This window comes from Rhodanobacter sp. DHB23 (genome assembly GCF_014842975.1).
Classification (GTDB): Bacteria; Pseudomonadota; Gammaproteobacteria; order Xanthomonadales; family Rhodanobacteraceae; genus Rhodanobacter_A.
This window is the reverse complement of record NZ_JACYXK010000025.1, coordinates 16,780-28,606: the sequence shown is the minus strand read 5'-3', so window position 1 is coordinate 28,606 and position 11,827 is coordinate 16,780. Positions and strand designations below refer to the sequence as shown.

The following is an 11,827-nucleotide window of genomic DNA, read 5'->3' as shown; positions in this document are numbered from 1 at the left end:
TGCCATGAAATACGAGAACCTGATGTTGAGCAGCCTGTTCGTCGCCTGCCTGCTGGTTTGCGTACTGGTGCTGGGCACGATGCTGAAGCCGCTCCCCGCATCGGTCGGACTGGCCACCGGCGGCAACGTCGCCAACGGCCTGCTGGCCAGCCCCGCGCAATGTGCACTGCCGGCCGACGGCGTGATCTGCCCGCGCCTGCCGGGCTGAACCTCTCCACATCGCGATTGAAGGAATAACGCCATGAAACACGAAACCCTGATGCTCGGCGGCCTGTTCGCCGCCTGCCTGCTGGTCTGCGCTTCGGTGCTGGGTTCGATGCTGATCGCACGCCCGGCCGCCAACCACGCGCTGGCGACCACGAGCGCCGCCTGCGCCACGACGGCCACGACCTGCCCGCTGCCGCGCGGCTGATCGCATCGCCAGCTCGCCTGCGCAGCCATGCGCACGCGATAATCACCGGATGCTGCACGTCATCCTGTTCCGCCCCGAGATTCCGCCGAACACCGGCAACGCCATCCGGCTGTGTGCCAACACCGGCGCCGCGCTGCACCTGGTCCGCCCGCTGGGTTTCGAGCTCGACGACGCACGCCTGCGCCGCGCCGGGCTGGATTACCACGAGTACGCCCGCGTGGCGGTGCACGACAGCCTCGACGATTGCCTCGCCAGCATCGGCCAGCCGCGCGTGTTCGCCTTCACCACGCGCGGCCGCGTGCGCCACGTCGATGCCCGCTATGCCGACGGCGACGCGCTGCTGTTCGGCTGCGAAACCGCCGGACTGCCGGGCGAGGTGCTGGACGCCCTCCCCGAGGCGCAGCGCCTGCGCCTGCCGATGCAGCCGGACAGCCGCAGCCTCAACCTGTCCAATACCGTGGCCGTCGCGGTGTACGAGGCATGGCGGCAACTCGGCTTTGACGGCGCGCTCGCATAGGAGCGCACCCTGTGCGCGATGGCTCCCGCTTCGATCAAGCACCAGAGCCATCGCGCACAGGGTGCGCCTACAGGCGGCGGTCGCGCCGCTACAATCGACGGATGACCTCTCCCACACCCAACGCCTGGCTGCCCACGCCACTGCGCAAGCTGGCCGGACGCGCGCTGGAAACCGCGCTCAGCCACGCGCTGTCGCTCGACCCCGATACGCAGCAGAAGCTGGCAGCCCTCAACGGCCGCCGCGTGCTGCTGCACCTGCGCGGGCCGGAGCTGGCCTTGGCCGTGACCGTGGAAGGCGATCGTCTCAAGGTCGGCCCGCCGGACGAAAGCGAGGCCGCGGCCAGCACGCTGCGCGTGGCCGCCACGCCCGGCAGCCTGCTGGCAATGGCACTGCGCCGCGGCGACGATGGCGTGGCGCCAGGCAAGGTGGAGATCGCCGGTGACGCCGATCTGGCGCGCCGCCTGGAGAAGCTTGCCTCGCAGTTTGCCCCCGATTTCGAGGAAGCCTTCGCGCGCAGCTTCGGCGACGTGCTCGGCGTGCCGCTGGCGCGCGCCGTGCGCAAGGCGCTGGCGCACGCGAAGGAAACCGCCAGCCACCTCACCGAGGACGGCGCCGCGTGGCTGCGCGACGAGTCGCGCCTCGCACTGGCGCCCGGCGAGGCGGAGGCCTTCCTCGACGGCGTGGACAGCCTGCGCGAGCGCAGCGATCGGCTGGAGGCACGCCTCGCCCGGCTGGCCGCGCGCCTGAAAGGAACATCCGCGTGACCTCGCTGGCCGTCGTTCCACGCCTGCTGCGCGTCGCCGCCGTGCTGCTGCGCTACCGGCTCGACGAGCTGGTGGACGCCGCCCACCTGTTCCGTCCGCTGAAGCTGGTGCGCCCGCTGCTGGGCCGTCCCGCCGTGGACGTGCGCGAACTGCCGCGCGGTGCACGGTTGCGCCTCGCGCTCACCGAGCTGGGGCCGATCTTCGTCAAGGCCGGCCAGGTGCTGTCCACCCGCCGCGACCTCGTGCCCGAGGACATCGCCGACGAGCTGGCGCTGCTGCAGGACCAGGTGCCGCCCTTCCCCGGCAGCGCGGCACGCGCCATCGTCGAGCGCGAGCTGAAGGCACCGGTCAGCCGCCTGTACGCCCATTTCGACGAAACGCCGCTGGCTTCCGCCTCCATCGCCCAGGTGCACGCCGCCACCCTGTCCGACGGCCGCGCCGTGGTGGTGAAGGTGCTGCGCCCCGGCATCGACGCGCAGATCGCGCGCGACGTGAAGCTGCTGCAGTCGCTGGGTGCGCTGGCAAACCGCTGGCATCCCAGCGCCGACAAGATCCGCCCGCTGGACGTGGTGGCCGAAGTCGAGAAGATGCTGGAGAACGAGCTGGACCTGCAGCGCGAAGGCGCCAGCGCCAGCCTGCTGCGGCGCAACTTCGCCAGCGGCGTCGACCTGTACGTGCCCGAGGTGCACTGGGACCTGACCGCGCAACGCGTGCTCACGCTGGAACGCGTGCACGGCATCAGCAGCGACGACATCGCCGCGATCGATGCCGCCGGCATCGACCGCAAGGCGCTGGCCGCCAAGGGCGTGCGGGTGTTCTACGAGCAGGTGTTCCGCGACAACTTCTTCCACGCCGACGCCCACCCCGGCAACATCTGGGTGGATCCCGCGCGCCCCAGCGAGCCGCGCTTCATCGCGCTGGACTTCGGCATCATGGGTTCGCTGCCCGAGGCCGACCAGTACTGGCTGGCGCAGAACTTCATCGCGCTGTTCGAGCGCGACTACGCGCGCATCGCCAAGCTGCACGTGGACGCCGGCTGGATGCCGTCCACCGTGCGACTGGACGAGCTGGAAGCGGCCGTGCGCACGGTGTGCGAGCCCTACTTCACCCGCCCGCTGTCGCAGATCTCGCTGGCCGAGCTGGTGGTGAAGCTGTTCCAGACCGCACGCCGCTTCGAGCTGACCCTGCAGCCGCAGCTGATCCTGCTGCAGAAGACCCTGCTCAACATCGAGGGCGTGGGCCGCATGCTCGATCCCGGGATCGACATCTGGGCGGTGGCGCATCCGGTGCTGAAGCGCATCCTGCGCGAACGCTACAGCCCGCTGCGCACCTTGCGCGAAGTGCGCAGGCGGCTGCCCGAGTGGTTCCACCTCGCGCCGCAGCTGCCCGAACTGGTGCGCGACTCGCTGGAACGCATCGCCCAGGGCGAGCACCGACTGCTCGCCGACGTGGACACGCTCAGCCACCAGCGCCATCTCCTGCGCCGGCTGCTGCGGATGATCGCGTGCAGCGCGTTCGGCGCCACGCTGATCCTCTGCGCCACCCTGTTGTGGGCGCTGGCGCCGCAACACGGCGCCTGGCTGCCGCTGGGCATGGGCGCGGCCGGGCTCGCAGCGTTCGTCTTCGGCTGGTCGCGCAAACACCGATAGGGTCGGCGCAGGAGTGGCCTCAGCCGCGATTCGACATTTGGCCATCGCGGCTGAAGCCGCTCCTACCCCATTGCCCCCCCCACCATGACCCCCATCGAAATCCTCCACCAGGACGACGCCTTCATCGCGGTGAACAAGCCCGCGGGCCTGCCCGTGCATCGCTCCGCGATGGTGAACGACGCCGAGCAGTACCTGGTGGACGTGCTGCGCGAACAGGTCGGCGGCAACGTGTACCTCGCACACCGGCTCGATCGCGCCACCAGCGGCGTGCTGCTGGTGGCGCGCTCCAGCGAAGTCGCCGCCGCGCTGGGCGAACAGTTCATGGGCCGCGACGTGCGCAAGCAGTACCTGGTCGTGGTGCGCGGCTGGCCCGAACCAACCGAAGGCGTGATCGACTACGCGCTGCCCGGCGCGCGCGAAACCGGCCCGCGCCGCGAGGCGCGCACGCACTATCGCGGCCTCGCCACCGTCGAAGTGCCGATAGCACTCGGCCGCTACCCGCAACAACGCTATGCCCTGCTGCTGGCCGAACCGGAAAGCGGCCGCTTCCGCCAGATCCGCAAGCACCTCGCCCACATCCACCACCCGGTGATCGGCGATTGCCAGCACGGCCGCAGCGACCACAACCGCCTCTACAAGCAGCACTTCGCCTGCCACCGCATGCTGCTGCATGCGTGGAAGCTGGACTTCAGGCACCCGGTGAGCGGCGCGGCGATGACGCTGCAGGCGCCGCTGGATCGCGAGTACGCCGGCCTGCTCGAACGCTTCGACTGGGCCAATACCCTGCCGTAGCGGTGATGCCGGCCTAGCGCTGATCGACGGTGCAGGCCTTGTGCCGGAAGCACCCGACGAGGTGGTCGTTGATCATCCCCGTCGCCTGCATCAGCGAGTAGCAGATGGTGGTGCCGACAAAGCGGAAGCCGCGCTTCTTCAGCGCCTTGCTCATGCGGTCGGAGAGCGGCGTGCTGGCCGGCACTTCGCTCCTGTCCTTCCAGCGATTGAGCAACGGCTTGCCGTCCACGAACGACCACAGGTACGCATCGAGGCTGCCGGATTCGGCGATCACCTTCTGCGCGGCGATGGCGTTGTCGCGCACCGACGCCACCTTGAGCCGGTTGCGGATGATGCCGGGGTCGAGCAGCAGCTTTTCCAGCTCGCGATCCTTCATCGCCGCCACGCGGGCGATGTCGAAACCGTGGAAGGCCTTGCGGTAGTTGTCGCGCTTGAGCAGCACGGTGCGCCAGGACAGCCCGGCCTGCGCGCCCTCCAGGCAGAGGAACTCGAACAACCGGTTGTCGTCGTGCAGCGGCACGCCCCATTCGGTGTCGTGGTAGGCGCACATCGGCGCGTCGTCGGCAGATGCCCAGTGGCAACGTTGCATGCGGTGGTCCCGGCGGGGCGCGCTCGGCGCGAAGCGCACAGTGAACGCCGGCCGGCAGCCGTAGGCAATACACTCGCGCCTTTCCCGCGCGGCTCCGCCCATGTCCGACCAACCCGCCCCGCAACGCGGCGCAGTGCTGGCGCTGCTCGCCACGATCCTGCTGTGGGCCTACAGCTGGGTGGTGATGAAGCAGGTGCTGGCGTTCGCAGGGCCGTTCGATTTCGCGGCAATGCGCTACCTGCTGGGCGCCACGGTGCTGTTCGCCGCGCTGATGCTGGCCCGCCAGCCGCTGAAGCCGCCACCGCTGCTGCCCACCCTCCTGATCGGCCTGTGCCAGACCGCCGCGTTCCAGGGACTGGAGCAATGGGCGCTGGTGAGCGGTGGCGCGGGCCATGTGGCGTTGCTGGCCTACACCATGCCGTTCTGGGCCGTGCTGCTGGCGTGGCTGATCCTGCGCGAACGGCCCACGGGACGGCACTGGCTGGGCCTGGCGCTGGCCGCGCTGGGCCTCGTCTGCATCATCGAACCGTGGCGCGGCCTGGGCAACGCGGCGAGCACGCTGCTGGCCGTCGCGGGCGGCGCGGCCTGGGCCACGGGCACGGTGCTGAGCAAGCGGCTGTTCCGGCTGCATGCGGTGTCCGCGCTCAACCTGACCGCGTGGCAGATGCTGGCCGGCGGCGTGGCGCTGGGCATCGTGGCGCTGGCGGTGCCGCAGCGGCCCATCGCATGGAGTGGCGCCTTCATCGCCGGGCTGGCGTACAGCGTGATGATGGCGTCCAGCCTGGCGTGGTGGCTGTGGTCCATCGTGCTGCGCCGGCTGCCCACCACGCTGGCCAGCGTGAGCAGCCTCGGCGTGCCCATCGTGGGCGTGCTGCTGGCGTGGGGAATCCTGCGCGAGGAGCCCAGGCCGATGGAATGGGTCGGCATCGGCTTCGTGCTGCTGGGCCTCTGCGCGGTGAGCGGCGTGCGCCTGCGACGCCGGTAGGAGCGCACCCTGTGCGCGATGGCTTTGATGACTGATCAGAGCAAAGGCCATCGCGCACAAGGTGCTCCTATGCGAGGCACGACCCCGCAAATTCGCGCGGCGGCATTCAGCGCGATGCCGAAACCGCGGCGGTATCATGCGCGCTGCCATTCCCCGCGAAATTGCCGATGTTCTCGCTACCTGAATTGTGGTCCCGCCTCGTCGACTGGCTGAGCAGCCATGCGGTGGCGCCAGCACTCGACCTGCTGCACCTGGGCAAGCTGTCCGGCGACCCGCGCGACATCGCCGCCTCGTTGCTGATCGCCGTGCTGCAGATCAGCATCATCGGCGTCCTGTTCCGGCCGCTGGAAACCTTCTTCCCGGCCGAGCAATGGACCGACCGCAAGCTCACCCTGGTGGACCGCAACTACACGGTGATGATGCTGGTGGGCATCTTCCCGCTGTTCACCTATCTGATCCTGATGCCGTTCAGCAACCTGCTCGGCGGCGGCGGCACGGACATCTCCAGTACCGGCTCGCCGCTGGCGCTGACCACCCTGGTGCCATGGTTCAACGGCCATCCCTACCTGCTGTTCGGCGCGTACTACGTGGTCTACGACTTCGTGTACTACTGGATGCACCGCACCCAGCACGCGCTGCCGTGGTGGTGGGCGCTGCACAGCATGCATCACAGCACGCGGCAGATGAGTTGCTGGACCAACGACCGCGGCAACCTGATCGACGGCTTCATCCAGTCGATGATCCTCGCCGTGGTCGGCCTGGCGATGGGCGTGGACCCCGACGAATTCGCGTGGCTGATGCTGCTGGGCGAGCTGGTGCAGAACTTCTCGCACACCAACACGCGGTTCGGATTCGGACGCGTGTTCGAACGGCTGCTGGTCGATCCGAAGTTCCACCGGCTGCACCACATGCTGGTCGATCCCGAGCGTCCCAAGCTGCACAACTGCAACTTCGGCCAGGTGCTATCGATCTGGGACGTCATCTTCGGCACCGCGCTGTACGGCGAGCCGCCGCGCCCCACCGGCGTGGGCGATCCGATGGTGGACGCGGACAACAATTACGGCCTGCTCGGCCTGCACTGGCATTCGACGAAGCGTTTCCTCTGCACGGTGTTCCAGCGGGAAGGCTGGCGGCCGGGCGAGGTGGCGTTCGATCCGGTGACCCTGCGCCCGGTCCCGGTAGCCCAGCTCGACTTGCATGCGCTGGCGCATCACCTGCCGGGTGGCGCCACCCAGCCCGACGTCGCGGCAACCGCCGAGGAATCCGCCGCCGCGTAAGCCTGTAGGAGCGCACCCTGTGCGCGAAAGCTCTGACGCTTCGATCGGAGCACAAGGCCATCGCGCACAGGGGCGCTCCTACGGGAAGCGGAACGTCACCACGGCAACGCGTCGAGATCGACGTTGCCGCCGGTGAGCACCATGCCGATGCGCTTGCCGGCGAAATGCCGCGGCTGCTTGAGTATCGCCGCCAGCACGGTGGCGCTGGACACTTCCACCACCTGTTTCAGCTCGCCCCACAGCAGGCGCATCGCGGCGACGGTTTCCACATCGCTCACCGTGACGACTTCCACGCGATGCGTACGCAGGGCGTCGAAATTCGGTTCGCCCATCAGCGCACGCAGGCCGTCGCACACCGTGTCCGGCGCCATGCTGCCGATGCGCGCACCCGCGGCCAGCGAGCGCGCTGCATCGTCGGCGCCGGCCGGTTCGGCGGCGAACAGCGCCAGCTCCGGCCTGAGCGCATGCGCGGCAATCGCCACGCCAGCGGCCAGGCCACCGCCGCCAACGGGCGTGATCAGCGCATCGAGTTGCGGCGCCTGCCGCAGCAGTTCCAGCGCGATGGTGCCCTGTCCCGCCATCACCCGCGCATCCGCATAGGGATGCACCAGCGCGGCGCCCGTCTGCGCCTGCACCTCGGCACACATCGCCTCGCGCGCAGCTTGCGTGGGCGCGCAGCGATGCAATGTGCCGCCGGCGCGCGCGATGGCGTCCAGCTTGGCCTGTACCGCGCCTTCGGGCACCACCACGTGCGCCTGGATGCCACGCGTTACGGCGGCCAGTGCCAGCGCGTTGCCGTGGTTGCCGGAGGAGTGCGTGACCACGCCGCGCGCGGCCTCTTCGTCCGCCAGCGACCATACCGCGTTGCACGCGCCGCGGAACTTGAATGCGCCGCCGCGCTGCAGGTTCTCGCACTTGAAGTGGAGTTCGGCGCCGGCCAGCGCATCCAGCACCGCGCTGCGCAACACCGGGGTCACCACCGCGTGCGGCGCGATGCGCGCGGCGGCGTCGCGGATGGCATCGATATCGGGCAGCGCGTTCATGCCTGCACGAGCTCCACGCCGCAGCGGTAGCGACGCTCCGCGCCCGGCAGCAGACGGACCGCATCCGCGCATTCGGCTCGGTTGAACGCGTTCGCCATGCACTCCATCGGCTCCAGCGCGATGGCGCGGCGCACGTCGCGGCTGATCGTGTCGGAGGTGAAGGCGTGCATCAGCCCGTGCTCCTGCCAGACCACCAGCGCGCGGCCGCTGGCCGGGTCGCGCAGGTGGGTGCGGATACGCCCGTCGGCATCGGGCTGCAATTCGTTGTAGCTCTGGTCGAGGATCTGGTCGCCGATCACGCGCAGCTCGCGGAAATCCATTGCCGGTGCATCATCCAGCGCCACATAGGCGGCGGCTCCGGGCAACGCGATCAGGTCGGCGCCGGTGCGGATCAGGCCTTCGCCGGGGATCTGCATTTCCCAGCCATCCACCAGCGCATCGGCCAGCCGGAAATACGGATGCCAGCCGAAGAAGCATGGCGCCGCGCTGTCGCCCACGTTGCGCATCGCGACCTCCAGCGTGAGGCCGGCGGCGTCCAGAGCGAACGTCACCGCCAGGTCGATCGAATGCGGATAGCCCGGCTGCGGACGGATCACGCCGGTGGCCAGCGTCGCCCGCGCCCCCTGGCCGTCCGCGGCAAGCGCGGCGAGATCGAACGTGGTGCCGCGCACGAAGCCATGGCGACTGGCGCGCGCCTCGCCCACCACGCCAGGCTGCAGGTCCTGCGCCTGGCCGTCGAAGTCGTAGCGCGCATCGGCGATGCGGCCGCCGAAAGGCACCATGATCGCGAAGCGCGAACCGGAGCGCGCAACGATTTCCGCGTCGTCTCGGTAGCCATCGGCGTAGTCGAACCAGTTGCCGTCCTCGTTCGCCTCGAAGTTCAACAACGCCGCGCCGAGTCGCGCGATACGCACGCGACGGCCGCCTTCGACATCTTCCAGTTGCACCACGGGCTGCGTGCCCAGCATGGCCTCGACGGCACGGAAACGCGTCATTGCAAGCTCCGGTTGAAAGGCGGGGACAAGATTCCCCATGTTAGCCTGATCTGTCCCCCGCACCCGATTCCCCTGCCCGCATGAACGCACGACCCGACGCCGCCAGCCTGCCAATCCGCCTTGCCGATTACCGCGCACCTGCCTGGCGCGTGGAGCGCGTGGAACTGGATTTCGAGCTGGGCATAGCCACCACCGAGGTGGGCGCCAGGCTGCTGCTGCGCCGCGATCCCGCGCAGGACGAACCGTTGCGGCTCGACGGCGAAGACCTCGAGCTGCTCTCCATCTCGCTCGATGGCCAGCCGCTGGCGCCCGACACCTGGCGCCTGGTCGACGGCGGCCTCGAAGTGCGCGGCGCACGCGACGGCAGCGTGCTGGAAACGCGCGTGCGCGTGCATCCCGCCGCGAACACCGCGCTGGAAGGCCTGTACCTCTCCGGCCCCGCCGAGACGGGCTTCCTGCTCACCCAGTGCGAGGCGCAGGGCTTCCGCCACATCACCTTCTTCCCTGACCGCCCCGATGTGCAGGCGATCTATGTCGTGACCCTGCGCGCCGACCGCGCGCGCTTCCCGGTGCTGCTGGCCGGCGGCAATCCCGATGGTGCCGGCGAACTCGACGGCGGCCGCCATTGGGCACGCTTCGTCGACCCGCACCCGAAGCCTGCCTATCTGTTCGCGCTGGTCGCCGGCCGGCTGGAAAAGATCGAACAGGATTACCGCACCGCCGACGGCCGCGACGTGCAGCTGAAGATCTGGGCCGAGGCCGACGCCATCGACTGCTGCCACTACGCGATGGACGCCCTGGTGCGCTCGATGCGCTGGGACGAACAGGCCTACGGCCGCAACTACGACCTCGATGTCTTCCACGTCGTCGCCACGCACGATTTCAACATGGGCGCGATGGAGAACAAGGGCCTCAACATCTTCAACACCAAGTGCCTGCTGGCCGATGCCGACTCCAGCACGGACGACGAATACCGCCGCGTGGAAGCGGTGGTCGCTCACGAGTATTTCCACAACTGGAGCGGCAACCGCGTCACCTGCCGCGACTGGTTCCAGTTGAGCCTCAAGGAAGGCTTCACCGTGTATCGCGAGCAATGCTTCTCCGCCGACATGAACTCGGCGCCGCTGAAGCGCATCGAGGACGTGGCCCTGCTGCGCCGCGCGCAGTTCCCCGAGGACGCCGGCCCGCTGGCGCATCCGGTGCGTCCCGCCGAATACCGCGAGATCAACAACTTCTACACCGCCACCGTGTACGAGAAGGGCGCCGAGCTGGTGCGCATGCTGGCCGGCAAGCTGGGCGCGGAAGGCTTCCGCCGCGGCACCGACCTGTACTTCAGCCGCAACGACGGCCGCGCCGCCACCATCGAGGATTTCCTCGCCGCGCTGGGCGAAGCCAACCACGCCGACCTCACGCCCTACCTTGCGTGGTACGGCCAGTCCGGCACGCCGCGGCTGAAGGCCCGCGGCGAATACGACGCCGCGCGGCGCGAGTACGCGCTCACGCTGTCGCAACACACGCCCGCCAGCCACCAGCAGCCACTCAAACAGCTACTGCCGATCCCGGTGAAGCTGGCGCTGTTTGATGCCGACGGCCGCATGCTGCCCTTGCATCTGGACGGTCAGGTGGCCAACGGCGAAACCGAGCTGGTGGTGGTGCTCGACCACGCTGAACAGCGCTTCGTGTTCCACGACGTGGCCGAGCGCCCGGTGCCCTCCCTGCTGCGCGGCTTCTCCGCGCCTGCGGTGCTCGAATGCGACTACACGCCCGCCGAACTCGCCCTGCTGCTGGGCCACGATCCCGACGGTTTCAACCGCTGGGAGGCCGGCCAGCAGCTCGCCCTGCGCGCCTGCGACGCGTTGCGCGACGGCGCCGACAACGGCGCCGTGGATGCCTGGTGCGACGCGCTGGCCGCCCTGTTCGACGATGCGCGGCTCGATGCCGCCCTGCTGGCCGACCTGCTTGTCCCACCGGGCGAGATCGAGCTGGCGGAACGCGAGCCGGTGGTCGACCCGGCGCGCATCCACGCGCTGCGCCAGCAATTGCAGCAGCGCCTGGCCGCGCGCATCGGCGTCGACAAGCTGGAGACGCGCTATCGCGCGCTGGCCGCCCAATCCACGGCAGGCATCGACGCCATCAGCCAGGGCCACCGCAGCCTGAAACAGCGCGTGCTGCAACTGCTGGCCCTGCTGGCGCCCGCCACCGCCTGCCAGCATGCCGCCGCGCAATACCGCGATGCGCCGAGCATGACCGACCGCCTTGCCGCACTCGGCGTGCTGGCCCGCCACGACGCCGCGCGTAGCGCCGAGCCGCTCGCGCACTACCGCGAGCGCTACGCAAACGACCCGCTGGCATTGGACAAGTGGTTCGCCCTGCAGGCCCAGTTGCCCGGCGCTGGCGCGCTGGCGCGGGTGCAGGCGCTGGAGGCCGACCCCGCCTTCACCCTGAAGAACCCGAACCGCGCCCGCGCCCTGCTGGGCACCTGGGCCAACGGCAACCCCTCCGGCTTCCACCGCGCCGATGGCGCGGGCTACCGGCTGTACGCCGAACGCCTGCTGGCACTGGATGCGCTGAACCCGCAGATCGCGGCCCGCCTCGCCACCGCGTTCAACGGCTGGCAGCGGCTGGAGCCTCGGCGCCGCGAGGCAGCCCATGCCGCGCTGGCTTCGCTGGCGGCCCGCGGCACGCTCTCGCGCAACCTCGCCGAGATCGTGGGCAACATGCTCAAGGGCTGAAAACGGAAACGGCGGCCAGGGCCGCCGTTTCTTTCGCGTGGAAGTGCCGAGGAAACCGCACGCAAGGTGCGC

Annotated in this window: 12 protein-coding genes; 9 read left to right on the top strand and 3 right to left on the bottom strand. The window is 69.6% G+C overall.

All coding sequences use genetic code 11. From position 1 onward, the window contains the following. Positions 1 to 4: 4 nt before the first annotated feature. The 6 genes from IHE47_RS07325 to IHE47_RS07300 all read left to right on the top strand — a co-directional run bounded on the left by IHE47_RS07325 (position 5) and on the right by IHE47_RS07300 (position 4,134). Positions 5 to 208 (top strand): hypothetical protein, encoded by a 204-nt coding sequence (locus tag IHE47_RS07325; RefSeq protein WP_192105238.1) that lies wholly within the window; start codon positions 5 to 7, stop codon positions 206 to 208. A gap of 33 nt (positions 209 to 241) precedes the next feature. After that, positions 242 to 412: a hypothetical protein gene (locus IHE47_RS07320; protein ID WP_192105237.1), complete on the top strand. Its 171-nt coding sequence runs from the start codon at positions 242 to 244 to the stop codon at positions 410 to 412. Between the two features lie 49 nt (positions 413 to 461). Next, positions 462 to 929 carry a tRNA (uridine(34)/cytosine(34)/5-carboxymethylaminomethyluridine(34)-2'-O)-methyltransferase TrmL gene (gene trmL, locus IHE47_RS07315; protein ID WP_192105236.1) on the top strand — a complete coding sequence of 156 codons (468 nt, stop codon included), beginning with the start codon at positions 462 to 464 and terminating at the stop codon, positions 927 to 929. Positions 930 to 1,030: 101 nt separating this feature from the next. Further along, positions 1,031 to 1,693: an SCP2 sterol-binding domain-containing protein gene (locus tag IHE47_RS07310; RefSeq protein ID WP_192105235.1), complete on the top strand. Its 663-nt coding sequence runs from the start codon at positions 1,031 to 1,033 to the stop codon at positions 1,691 to 1,693. Continuing rightward, positions 1,690 to 3,342, top strand: coding sequence for a ubiquinone biosynthesis regulatory protein kinase UbiB (gene ubiB, locus IHE47_RS07305; protein WP_192105234.1), 1,653 nt, complete (start codon positions 1,690 to 1,692; stop codon positions 3,340 to 3,342). Before IHE47_RS07310 ends, ubiB begins: the two co-directional genes overlap by 4 nt. Positions 3,343 to 3,426: 84 nt before the next feature. Further along, complete coding sequence (locus IHE47_RS07300; protein ID WP_192105233.1) at positions 3,427 to 4,134, top strand: pseudouridine synthase; 708 nt, start codon at positions 3,427 to 3,429, stop codon at positions 4,132 to 4,134. Positions 4,135 to 4,147: 13 nt separating this feature from the next. On the opposite strand, the gene IHE47_RS07295 is transcribed toward IHE47_RS07300, so the two are convergent. Continuing rightward, a complete protein-coding gene (locus IHE47_RS07295) occupies positions 4,148 to 4,723 on the bottom strand; it encodes a DNA-3-methyladenine glycosylase I (protein ID WP_192105232.1) in 576 nt (191 codons plus the stop codon). Positions 4,724 to 4,823: 100 nt separating this feature from the next. On the opposite strand from IHE47_RS07295, the gene IHE47_RS07290 reads away from it, so the two are divergent. Together IHE47_RS07290 and IHE47_RS07285 are read left to right on the top strand one after the other, a co-directional pair. After that, the gene (locus tag IHE47_RS07290; protein WP_192105231.1) at positions 4,824 to 5,708 is read left to right on the top strand and encodes a DMT family transporter; all 885 of its coding nucleotides are present in this window, start codon (positions 4,824 to 4,826) and stop codon (positions 5,706 to 5,708) included. A gap of 167 nt (positions 5,709 to 5,875) precedes the next feature. Next, on the top strand, positions 5,876 to 6,985 hold the full coding sequence (locus IHE47_RS07285; protein ID WP_192105230.1) for a sterol desaturase family protein: 1,110 nt from the start codon (positions 5,876 to 5,878) through the stop codon (positions 6,983 to 6,985). Between the two features lie 95 nt (positions 6,986 to 7,080). On the opposite strand, the gene IHE47_RS07280 is transcribed toward IHE47_RS07285, so the two are convergent. Both IHE47_RS07280 and IHE47_RS07275 read right to left on the bottom strand, forming a co-directional pair. After that, a complete protein-coding gene (locus tag IHE47_RS07280) occupies positions 7,081 to 8,028 on the bottom strand; it encodes a pyridoxal-phosphate dependent enzyme (RefSeq protein WP_192105229.1) in 948 nt (315 codons plus the stop codon). Next, positions 8,025 to 9,023 (bottom strand): aldose epimerase, encoded by a 999-nt coding sequence (locus tag IHE47_RS07275; protein WP_192105228.1) that lies wholly within the window; start codon positions 9,021 to 9,023, stop codon positions 8,025 to 8,027. Before IHE47_RS07275 ends, IHE47_RS07280 begins: the two co-directional genes overlap by 4 nt. Before the next feature lie 80 nt (positions 9,024 to 9,103). Between IHE47_RS07275 and pepN the strand changes: the two genes are divergently transcribed. Then, positions 9,104 to 11,755: an aminopeptidase N gene (gene pepN, locus IHE47_RS07270; RefSeq protein WP_192105227.1), complete on the top strand. Its 2,652-nt coding sequence runs from the start codon at positions 9,104 to 9,106 to the stop codon at positions 11,753 to 11,755. Positions 11,756 to 11,827 lie beyond the last annotated feature (72 nt).

What these genes read in the sequence shown, in the direction of transcription:
- IHE47_RS07290 (WP_192105231.1), top strand. Translation starts at nt 4,824, where the DNA reads ATGTCCGACCAACCCGCCCCGCAACGCGGCGCAGTGCTGGCGCTGCTC.
- IHE47_RS07320 (WP_192105237.1), top strand. Translation starts at nt 242, where the DNA reads ATGAAACACGAAACCCTGATGCTCGGCGGCCTGTTCGCCGCCTGCCTG.
- IHE47_RS07285 (WP_192105230.1), top strand. Translation starts at nt 5,876, where the DNA reads ATGTTCTCGCTACCTGAATTGTGGTCCCGCCTCGTCGACTGGCTGAGC.
- IHE47_RS07310 (WP_192105235.1), top strand. Translation starts at nt 1,031, where the DNA reads ATGACCTCTCCCACACCCAACGCCTGGCTGCCCACGCCACTGCGCAAG.
- IHE47_RS07275 (WP_192105228.1), bottom strand. Translation starts at nt 9,023, where the DNA reads ATGACGCGTTTCCGTGCCGTCGAGGCCATGCTGGGCACGCAGCCCGTG.
- IHE47_RS07280 (WP_192105229.1), bottom strand. Translation starts at nt 8,028, where the DNA reads ATGAACGCGCTGCCCGATATCGATGCCATCCGCGACGCCGCCGCGCGC.
- IHE47_RS07300 (WP_192105233.1), top strand. Translation starts at nt 3,427, where the DNA reads ATGACCCCCATCGAAATCCTCCACCAGGACGACGCCTTCATCGCGGTG.
- trmL (WP_192105236.1), top strand. Translation starts at nt 462, where the DNA reads ATGCTGCACGTCATCCTGTTCCGCCCCGAGATTCCGCCGAACACCGGC.
- IHE47_RS07295 (WP_192105232.1), bottom strand. Translation starts at nt 4,723, where the DNA reads ATGCAACGTTGCCACTGGGCATCTGCCGACGACGCGCCGATGTGCGCC.
- IHE47_RS07325 (WP_192105238.1), top strand. Translation starts at nt 5, where the DNA reads ATGAAATACGAGAACCTGATGTTGAGCAGCCTGTTCGTCGCCTGCCTG.
- pepN (WP_192105227.1), top strand. Translation starts at nt 9,104, where the DNA reads ATGAACGCACGACCCGACGCCGCCAGCCTGCCAATCCGCCTTGCCGAT.